Here is a 10,935-nt window from a genome sequence, read left to right on the forward strand (position 1 = left end):
AGACTTTCGCCCCATTTCAGAAGCCCGATTCCCTGTGTCCCACGGTACGTTGACCGCCTATAGCTTCTTGTACTTGTTGCGCGCGACTTTTTACCCGGCCAAGCTTTTCTGGTCGGAACCCCCTAAGCCGAGTTTTCAAGGCTTCGGCCGTGAGCTCAGCCGAACGGTGCTGCGCCGTCCACTTGGTTTTCGAGACTGGCCTTTTAATTCTAACGTAAAGCCAACCTAGAACGGCGGGGTTTCAGACCCAAAATTTCCGATGAGTTTACCCTAAGAAAATATGCCAATTTCATTCAGAGTAGAACTAGCTTACCAATAATCGGCTATGAGTGAGCGCGGTTTTTTTCTGGATTTATCACCGGGGTTAGTGTAGTTCAAACTGGTATTACTTACCCAAGTTCTGGTTATCTGGTCAATGAAATACCGAAATATGCAAGAAAACGGAACCGCCGAGAATGTTTATAAGTTTTCTAGTACCTTATCTCCTTCCGATCCAAGCTATGTGGATAGAAGGGCTGATCTGGAATTGTACCAAGCTCTGATGAACAGTCAGTATTGTTATATTTTTAATTCTCGCAAAATGGGCAAGTCAAGTTTGACAGTACGCATCCAAACTCAAATTGAAGCCCAAGGAGTTGCCTGTTCCCGTATAGACTTAAATGAATTGGGGACATCAGTAGATCAATCTAGCTGGTATCATTCCTTAATTATTGAAATTGCCGAACAATTAAAACTAAATATGACGGATCTAGAATCTTGGATTGCCAGTCAATCTGTTTCTAATGTTGGGTTACTTAGACAGTTTATTAAAGAAATTTTATTGATAAAAATTTCAAACAACATTGTTATTTTTATTGATGAAATTGATGTGGTTAGAAAACTACCCTTTGCTACTGATGACTTTTTTGCTTACATTAGGTCTTGTCATGAAAAGCGAGTTATTAATGCAGATTTTAATCGTATTTCATTTGTTTTAATTGGCACGGCTACCCCCAATCAATTAATTCAGGATAGTCAAAGAACTCCTTTCAATATTGGTAAAGCAATTGAATTAAATGGACTGTCGTTAGAAGATAACTGTCAACCCTTGATGCAAGGACTAGAAGGGTTGGGTGTTTCCCCTCAAGAAATTCTACAAGAAATTTTTAGCTGGACTAATGGTCAACCTTTTCTAACTCAAAAATTGTGCTATTTAATGGCCAAGTTTAAAGTTACAATACCTCAGTCTCTCTTATCAGCTTGGATGCGAGATTTTGTTTATAAACACATTATTGATAACTGGGAAAAAAAAGATGAACCTGCTTTTTTATCAAGTATAAGAGAGCGACTTATTTATCATCCTGATCAAGGGTATTTACTAAGGGTTTATGCTAATGTTTTAAAAGGTAAATTGGTGAAAGCGAGTAACACACCAGAACATGATGAATTATTACTATCTGGATTAGTTATCGTCGATAATCAGGGCTATCTTAGAGTGGCTAATGCTATTTATCAGGCAATTTTTAATCAAAAATGGTTATATAATGTATTAGCAGCTAGTCGTCCTTATCAATCGGAAATTGCTAAGTGGGAAGACTCAAATTTTACCGATACAAATTGTTTACTGACGGGGAAAAAGTTAGAGGAATCTAAAAAATGGCAAGAAGATAAAGAATTAGATAGTATCGATTATCGTTTTTTAGCAGCCTCTGAAAGCATTACTCGTCAAAAACAATCTCGTTTATTTATGTTAGCAGCGGGAATATTTACTAGCATTGTTACAGGGTTACTTGGGTTGGGATTCTACCAGTCATGGCTGTTACCTTACTTTTATAAAATCCCCTATACTAAGGAGCCTGAACTATTTAGCCAAGGCGAAAAAAAGCTACTTATTAAACAGGAAAATTTTTATAAAGATCGGGGTATTTTAGCTTTTAAAAATGCTAATTATCTGGAAGCTAAACAGTTATTCAAAAAAGCCTATCTTGCTCATCCTGAAGATGCAGAAACATTAATTTATTATAATAATGCCATCGCTTATTTAAGTAATAATTATGTGACTTTGGCGGTGGTTATTCCCAGTGGCAAAAAAAATGAAATTTCCCAAGAAATCCTGAAAGGGATTGCTCAAGCACAATATTTATTTAATAGCCAATTACCGACAAGTGCGAATAATTTATTTTTAAATCTCGTTATTGCCAATGATAATAATGACGAAAAAGTTGCTAAGATAGTCGCCAAGGAAATCGTTAAAGACCCCAAAGTTATTGGAGTAATTGGACATTATTCTAGTGAAGCCACCTTAGCAGCTTTACCTATCTATGAAAGAGCCAAAATTACTTTAATTTCTTCGACAAGTTCCTCGGATGTAATTGAGAGTGAATACTTTTTTAGAACCGTTATCACCAATGAAAAAATTGGTGAAACTTTAGCTAATTATGCCAGCCAACATGATCTAGATAAGGTAATTATTTTTAATAATTATAACCAGATTGATAGCCAAGAACTTACTCAAGAGTTTCATCAAGCTTTCCAAAAAAAAGGCGGTAAAATCACTAAAGTAATTGATTTATCATCTTCCCTAGATATTGACGCAGAAGTTTTAAAAGCATTTTCCCAAGATCAAGTTAGAGGAATTGTCTTATTTCCCAGTTTGGAATCAGCTTCTGTGGTAGTAGAATTATCTCATACTCTTGAACAGTTAAATACCAGCACCACTCCAGAACTGAAAAATAAGCTAGTTCTTTTAGGGAGTCATTCCATGTATGAACATGAAATGTTGGTTGATAGCGGTAAATTTATTAATAATTTAGTTTTGGCTGTGCCTTGGTTTTCCCATCTAATTAAGTCCCAAAATTTTGTCAGAGATGCTCAAGCTTTATGGAAAGAAGATATTAGTTGGCGAACCGCTACCAGTTATGATGCAGCCCAATCATTTATAGCTGCTATTAGAGCCTTGCAATCCCAGAATAAAATTTCTTCAGAGTTGATACAAGAATATTTAGAAAACCTCAATCTTTCGGCCAGTTTGACCTCAGGCAATTCTCTCAGGTTTGTAGATAATGAATCCGAATCTAATCGAGAACCAATTACTGTCAGGGTTAAGAGTAAGTTAGAAGCAAAACTTGAAAACTCAATTCAGTTTCAATTGGAATCTCAACGAGACTAATCAAGCAAGTCGTCAAAATATACTTGATACAAATTGCAACGAACCTCTAGGTTATCATAACTTTTGTGGATCAGTCCCAATCGTTCCAAAAATTGGACAGATTCTCCTTTCATTTGAGCCGGAGTCAGAGCTTTTTTCTGAAGAATTTGCCTAAAAATATTCTGGAGGTTAGCATTACTTTTCAGATATCTCATCAGTAGGAAAAAATGACTTTGAAATGGCTCTCGTCCCTGCAAGGCATCATCTAGAACCTTTTCTAGAGAATTCCCTTCTTGCAATTTTACCAAGATTAACTTAATTAAATAAGGATTACCTCCCACTAAGTTCATGACCTTGTTAACATCTGATAACGTCCAATTAATGCCATTAACTTGAGCGAAAGTGAGAACTTGTTCCGCATTAAAATCCGATAAACTAGCCACATAACCTACACCAATTAAGGGAGAGGCATAAAAATCGTAGTTGCTATAAAATTCCGTTGAATGAATAATAATTAAGCGCAGTTTCCGCCAAGGTTGGGAACGTCTTTCATGCCAACTTCTGAGAATACCACAAATTTCATTACCGATTGTTTCAGTTTCCAAAATTGTATCAAATTTTTCAAAGACAAAAACCAGAGGATTAGCACTGGGTTGGAGAACATATTCCTCTAAATATCGTCGAGTTTTGTGGGCAGGAGTTCCGGGACGAGACCAAAATTTATCGAGAAGAGATTCGTTAATCTTTAATTCTTGGGTAATGGTACGACAAATCGACAGCAGCAAGTCTTCACAACTAAGGGCAATAGTAGCTTTTTCCTCCTCACAATCAATGATAACTGGTTGATAATTATCTTGTTTGAGATGATGGACTAACCAATTAACTAAACGGGTTTTGCCACTATTATGAGGTGCGCGAATTCTTAGCAACGATTGTTCTTGCTGAAGAACTTTGAGACAATTTTCCTCCAGAGGTGGACGTTTTACATAATCCTTAATATAGGTCTGATAATCCTGTTGTTTTTCCTCATCTAAAGAGGAGAAAATAGCAGCAATTGCGGGAGATTGATGTTTACTTTTGTTTGCCCACTCTTGATCAAAGCTCCTTAGGTTGGTTAAAATATCATGACCCCGTTGCCAAAAAGTAATTTGAAAAGTACGAATTTTTCCTTGATTATTGAGACGATGATCTTCCAAAATACCTAAAAACTTTTCGTTAAGATATTCCGTCAAAGCATCACGAATTTGCCATAACTCCAGCCTTTGACCACATTTTTCAGTCAGCATTTTTAAAGCATTAAGTTCGGCTTGAATTTTCAATTTTTTCTCATTAATCCAGCTAAATTTAATCGCCAGATTTTCACAATTATCCACCTCGTAGTTAGCAAACTTTAACAGAGCATTAAGCAGATATTTGGTTCTTTGTCTGGGAATATCCCCATAGGTAACTTTTCTAGACATTATCTCAAGTTTAGTAATTAAGGACTTTGCTGATAATTGAGAAATTTAAGTAATAATTTGGTTACGGATTAAACTTAAAACAGTGACTTTCCTATCCTCCTTTTTGAGTGCAAGCTTCGCTCCCCTGTTTAACGGCGTGCGCTAAATCCAACCGTTCGAGAAAAATTTGACCTGTCAGTTCGCGAGTTTTCAATTGATGCCATTCAGGTGCAACAAGATTGATTTCAGAGGGGTATTTGGGCAGTGGAAACAGAAATAATCCTTGCCGCTGCTACTGATCCCAATATTCTCTGACTTGCTTACTCGAACGATAGCGGATTTTTCTAGAGGGTACCTCAAAAAATAGATTTACTTCAGCATTGCACCGCCTGAAACCCTGATGAAACCTTTGTTGATTCTCAATTAGTGTGAATATTTTCTCAATAAGTCCAATTTAACGAGGTACTCTAGACAACCTTGACCACATCTCTCAAAAAAATTTTCCGCAAAACCCCGAAGTTCCCCAAGGTTTTTCTCCACCCCCAAGTTACTCAAACTCCAGTCTGGGATAGCAATTGAGGGCAAGAAAAATTAGCCTTTGACTGTGGGTGTACCCACAATGCCATAATCAACCACAACAAAGTTCAGATTTTCTTAATAGTCTTTTTCCCCTTGCTATGGCAGCACTTTGACCGATATCTGTCTGGCTATTTTGTGCCGAATTAGACAACTCCACTGGATGACCGACTATGACTAAAATTGCTGATATTGCCTACGTTACCTATCAACATCCGGATTTAGACCTGTGCGAACGTTTTTTGAGGGATTTTGGCCTGATTACCGCAGTTAAAACCGATACAGCCTTGTATATGCGAGCTAGAGGCAAAAAACAGTTTGTCTATGTCGTAGAATGGGGAAAAAAAGCTAAATTTGTCAGTTTTGCCCTAGAAGCGACATCAGAATCCGTCTTACATGAACTAGCCACTTTAGCCTCCGCTTCGACCGTGGAAACCCTATTCACCCCCGGCGGTGGTCAGCGCATCAAAATTATTGACCCCAACGGTTTTAACCTAGAATTGGTCTATGGTATCGAGGAAGTGGAACCTTTGCCGATTCCTGAACCCCTAGAATGGAATCACGCTAGTCGCAAAACCCGTTTAGGTCGCACCCAAAGGCCGAAAAAAGAACCCGCACCTATTTTACGTCTAGGTCATCTAGCTATTGATGTCAAAGACTTTGAGGAAAGCTATCACTGGTATCAGCAGACTTTTGGCTTAAAAGCAACAGATTTAATTTATTACGGCCATCCCAGTTTACGAGTCGGGGGTTTTCTTCGTTGTCAACGGGGAGAGGAATGGGTTGATCATCACACCATCGCCATGTTGCAAGGTTCTCACCCCAAAGTCCATCATACTGCCTTCGAGGTGCAAGATTTTGACTCTATTAAAATCGGCCACGATTGGTTACGAGAAAAAGGATGGACTCCTGTGTGGGGTATTGGTCGCCATTTGTTGGGAAGTCAAGTGTTTGACTATTGGCAAGATCCTTTCGGTAGCCTCATTGAACATTTTACCGATGGGGACCTTTTCGAGCAAACCACCGAGCCAGAACTTCACGCCGGGGGGTTAGATATTCTCTATCAATGGGGACCGGCGATTCCCGAAAGTTTTTTAGGTTAAACCGTTGAAAACGTCTCATAAAAGGGTTTAGATGATGAATATTGCTGAAATATTTCAAAAAAGACGCTCTACTCGTAAATTTCGCACCGATGCCATTCCCGAAGAAATTTTAGCCGAAATTTTTCGTTTAGGATTCCAAGCTCCCTCTAGTTATAATTTGCAACCATGGCGATTTATAGTGGTTAGAGAACCAGAAAATAAGGCAAAATTGCGAGAATTCGGCTTTGAACAAGATAAATTAGTCGATGCACCCGTGGTTTTAATCTGTTGTGGCGATCGCCAAGTTAACCATCGTGGTTACATTAATCAAGTAATTGAGTTAGGAAAACAAGAGGGGACGATTTCCGAAAAACGGGCCAAGTTCATGCACATGGCCATTCCGCCTTTTTTCCAATTTAAACCCTGTTATCAGTCTCCAGAAGCTTGGAGCAACCGACAAGTTATGATTGCGGTTACTTATCTCATGATAGCGGCGCAAAGCTTGGGGGTGGATAGTTGTCCCCTAGAAGGATTTGTGGCTAAACCCTTGCGCGAGTATTTCCAAATTCCCGATACGGTCGATGTCTGTTGTCTCTTAGCCTTGGGATACGCTGATGAACCCTTGAGCGAGTATGGGGGACGTTTTGGGACTCAGAAGCTCTGCTATGGCGAAATTTACGGAGAAACCTTTAATTTAAGCCCAAATCACCCCTAGAGTGACCGTCGCCCCCCGTCACCAGAAACTTTTCCCGGTGCGAGAGGATTAAATCTTTGTCTTCGATTCCATTGAATAATGGGGAGTAAAAAAATGACTCTTTGTTTAGATACTAAGCTTAATTTGTCAGAAATAAGCAGTTTAGTCGATATTATTCGTTATCGCGCCCAATACCAACCCCAAAAAACTGCTTATACCTTTTTAGTCGATGGCGAAACCGAAGAAAAACGCCTTACCTACGGGGAATTATTTCTGGAAGCGCAAGCGATTGCCAATAGTCTCCAATCCATCCTATTACCGGGGGAACGAGTTTTATTAGCATACCCTTCGGGATTAGAGTTTATTAGTGGGTTTTTCGGCTGTTTATTAGCAGGAGTAGTGGCAATTCCAGTTAATTTGCCCAAGAAAAACCAAAAGATGGCTCGCTTAACTTCTATTATTAATAATTCGCAAGCAAGCTTACTTTTAAGCACACAATCGGAATTAGACCAATTAAAAAGGCAACTAGACAGAGATATTCCCTTTCTAGCTACGGATAGCTTAATCGGCAAAAGTTTAGCCGAAGACCACCCCACTCAGATAAAAGCAGATACCTTAGCCTTTTTACAATACACCTCCGGTTCCACGGGGACTCCCAAAGGAGTGATGGTCAATCACGAGAATCTTTTGACCAACCTCCGAGATTTAGATTTAGGCTGGGAACACGATGAAAAGAGCGTTATGGTGACATGGTTGCCAACTTTTCATGATATGGGGCTAATTTATGGCATTTTACTGCCCTTTTATCGAGGATTTCCCTGTTATCTCATGTCCCCGGTTTCCTTTTTACAACGTCCTCTCGGTTGGTTAAATGCCATCAGCAAATACAGGGCCACCCACACTGCCGCCCCTAATTTTGCCTATAAACGTTGTCTTGACAAGATTAAAGAGGAGCAGCTGGCGGATTTAGACTTAAGCAGTTGGAAAGTGGCTTTAAATGGCGCAGAAACCGTCAGAATGGAAATTTTAAGCGAATTTGCTCGTAAATTTGCCCCCTGTGGTTTTGAGTTTGCCGCCTTTTGTCCGGGTTATGGTTTAGCCGAGGCCACCTTAAAAGTTGCTGCTGTCAGGAAAAATCAACTTCCTCAAATCTGCTGGGTTGAAAAAGCCGCTTTAAACCGTCATCAAATCGTTTTTACGGAAAAAAGCCCAAATTCTCAATCCTTAGTCAGTTGTGGACAAACAGAAATCGACACAGAAATTGCCATTGTTAATCCTGAAACCTGTCAACGCTGTCCCTCCCAGCAGGTGGGAGAAATTTGGGTGAAAGGCAAAACCGTTGCCCAGGGCTATTGGCAACATCCCGAAGCTACAGAAAAAACTTTTCAAGCAGTTATCGCCGATACTGGACAGGGTTTTTATTTGCGTACAGGGGATTTAGGTTTTATTCATCAGGGTCAACTATACATCACCGGACGCTTGAAAGACCTGATGATTATTCGCGGTGGTAACTACTATCCCCAGGATATCGAACAGACCGTAGAACAATGCTATCCCGACTTTTGCCCCAGTGGAACTGCCGCCTTTACCGTAGAAATCGAGGCAGAAGAAAAGTTAGTCCTAGTTCAAGAGGTAGAAAGAACGGCAATTCGCCGTTTTAACCAGCAAAAAGCCCTAGAAGCAGTTCGTCGAGCGGTTTTTCAAGAACACGAATTGCAAGTTTATGATATCGCTTTTATCAAACCCGCATCTCTGTCCAAAACTTCTAGCGGCAAAATTCAACGCCACGCTTGCCGTCAACAGTATTTAAACCAGCAACTTCCACTAATTTCATCCCCTATGCCGACGCTAACCCCCCCCCTCAGCAGTCACCAAGCTGACCCCACAACCGCTAGTCAAGAAAAAACCGAGCAAATCTTGACTTGGTTGCGAGATTACGCCAAAACTCGCATTAATTCCCATCTGATTGATGACCGTCGTTGTGTGCCGCCCTATATTGTCATGGATTTTGGCAATCAAGGACTGATGGGAATGCAGATTCCCGAAGAATACGGGGGAATAGCCCTTAATAATCGCAATTTTTTGCAGGTGATGGAACAATTAGCCGCCATTGATTTAACCTTGGCGACGATGGTGAGTCTCAATAACAGCTTAGGTATCCGTCCGCTGCTCAACTACGGGACTATTTCCCTCAAGCAAGAATTATTACCTCTTTTAGCGACAGGAAGACAATTATCCTCCTTTGGCATGACGGAACCGGAAGCAGGAGCGAATATCGGGGCAATTAGTACCGTTGCAGTGCCGGATGGTCGAGATAAATGGCGAATTCGCGGCCTTAAGCGTTGGAATGGTTCTGCTTGGGCCGGAATGATTAATGTTTTTGTCCGTTTGCTTGATTCGGAAGAACCGGGGAATAACGGTTTGACAGGTTTTCTTGTCCGTCAAGGCACCCCCGGTCTGCGTTTGGGACCTGAATCCCTAACTATGGGATTACGGGGAATTATGCAAAATGCCATCTATTTTGAGGATGTTTTAGTCACTAAAGAGCAATTGCTGGGAGAATTGGGCAATGGCACTGAACCCGCCGACGATGCTTTACTTTATGCCCGTTTAGGTATTGGCATGATGGCAGTTGGCGGCATGAAACGCTGTTTACAATTAATGTTACGTTATGCCAGCCGTCGTTCGATCGCTACAGGTAAATTGCTAGAAAGTCCGATTACTTTAGCCCGTTTTGACCATTTAACTGGGGCTACGGTGGCCTTGTCCAGTCTCTTAAAGTGTATTACCACCGCCTTAGACCAAAAAGTTGCCGTTCCCAGGGAAATGGCAGTTATTGCCAAGATTACGGGGGCTGATTACCTCTGGGAAGCGGCCGATAGTCTCGTTCAGATGCTCGGGGGTAGAGGTTACATGGAAACTAATCTTGCCCCGCAAATTCTCCGGGATGCCAGAGTTTTACGAATTGGCGAAGGTCCTAACGAAAGTTTGAAAATCTTTTTGGGCAAAAGTATCACCCATACGGACAAATTAGGCGAATTTCTGACAAAAGTTCTGGAAGCGCCCGAGATTGCCCTGCAACTCCACAGCACCGCCCAATCTATTAATCAGCGTTGTCTCCAGTCTAATCTCTGGGGTGATCGTTCTGCCGCCTTAGCTTGGGCTTATTCTTTAATCGGAGAATTGGGTTGTTACGCCGCTTTAGTAGCAACAACGGCGAAAATGGCCCAAATTCACCCCGGGGAAAAGTACAGTCATGCCCTAGCTTGGAGTCAATTGCAGTTTGATTTATGTGTGCAGAAAGCTCTCCGGGGAACACCCGAAGAAAACTTTGCTTCTTCGGTGGCAACTATCCGCGATCGTATCCTCGATTATACTCAATCTATTGATGATATCGAACAACGTCTAGAGGGTTCCGATTATCAACTCGACGAGTTATTGACGTTGGAACCAGAAGCTAAACAGACTCATCCTCAAGCTGAAACTTCTCTGGTCGAAATTGCTATTCAAACGCGGCAAGACGGAATAAATAGCCCCTCTAGTCCGAAAAAGTCCCTTCTTAGCCAACAAACTCCCGAAAAGGTGGAAATGTGGTTAGGTAATTGGTTACACCAGAAATTAAAGGTCAATCCAGCCACTATCCAAACCAGCCAGTCTTTTGCTGATTTTGGCTTAGATTCAATTTTTGCCGTGGAATTAGCCCAAGATCTTGCCGATTGGTCGGGAATCCCCGTCGAAGCCACCATTGTTTGGAATTATCCCACTATTGATAGTTTGGCAGAATATTTAGCTAACCAGATTAATCAAAGCAATACTGGGGCTGAATCGGCAAATAATCGGGAAAAAAGCGAAATTTTAGCAGTTTTACCCCAAATATCCGAAGAAGAAATCTCTGCCTTCTTTAGTTAATCGCTGGTGGGGATAGGATAGCTAATTTCCCTTGACCTATCCCCCACCTCGGAGTCACGGGGACAATTGTGACTATGCTACTAAATTTTCCCATCCCGACAGTATCAA

Annotated in this window: 6 protein-coding genes; 5 read left to right on the forward strand and 1 reads right to left on the reverse strand. The window is 41.0% G+C overall.

Annotation, left to right across the window (positions count from 1 at the left end; genetic code table 11):
• The coding region (locus tag PX482_RS20795) for a hypothetical protein (RefSeq protein WP_288122966.1) at nucleotides 1-229 on the forward strand (229 nt) is incomplete at its 5' end.
• A gap of 201 nt (nucleotides 230-430) precedes the next feature.
• Nucleotides 431-3,148, forward strand: a complete 2,718-nt coding sequence (locus PX482_RS20800; protein ID WP_288027393.1) for an AAA-like domain-containing protein — start codon at nucleotides 431-433, stop codon at nucleotides 3,146-3,148.
• Here PX482_RS20800 and PX482_RS20805 read toward each other — a convergent pair.
• Complete coding sequence (locus PX482_RS20805) at nucleotides 3,145-4,587, reverse strand: AAA-like domain-containing protein (protein ID WP_288027395.1); 1,443 nt, start codon at nucleotides 4,585-4,587, stop codon at nucleotides 3,145-3,147. The two genes, PX482_RS20800 and PX482_RS20805, sit on opposite strands and share 4 nt — an antisense overlap.
• Nucleotides 4,588-5,315: 728 nt before the next feature.
• On the opposite strand from PX482_RS20805, the gene PX482_RS20810 reads away from it, so the two are divergent.
• The 3 genes from PX482_RS20810 to PX482_RS20820 all read left to right on the forward strand — a co-directional run bounded on the left by PX482_RS20810 (nucleotide 5,316) and on the right by PX482_RS20820 (nucleotide 10,827).
• Nucleotides 5,316-6,245, forward strand: coding sequence for a VOC family protein (locus PX482_RS20810; protein WP_288027397.1), 930 nt, complete (start codon nucleotides 5,316-5,318; stop codon nucleotides 6,243-6,245).
• A gap of 31 nt (nucleotides 6,246-6,276) precedes the next feature.
• Nucleotides 6,277-6,939, forward strand: coding sequence for a nitroreductase family protein (locus tag PX482_RS20815; protein WP_002776854.1), 663 nt, complete (start codon nucleotides 6,277-6,279; stop codon nucleotides 6,937-6,939).
• Between the two features lie 93 nt (nucleotides 6,940-7,032).
• The gene (locus PX482_RS20820) at nucleotides 7,033-10,827 is read left to right on the forward strand and encodes an AMP-binding protein (RefSeq protein WP_288027399.1); all 3,795 of its coding nucleotides are present in this window, start codon (nucleotides 7,033-7,035) and stop codon (nucleotides 10,825-10,827) included.
• Nucleotides 10,828-10,935 lie beyond the last annotated feature (108 nt).

It is taken from the genome of Microcystis sp. M53602_WE12 (assembly GCF_030065455.1).
Lineage (GTDB): Bacteria > Cyanobacteriota > Cyanobacteriia > Cyanobacteriales > Microcystaceae > Microcystis > Microcystis aeruginosa.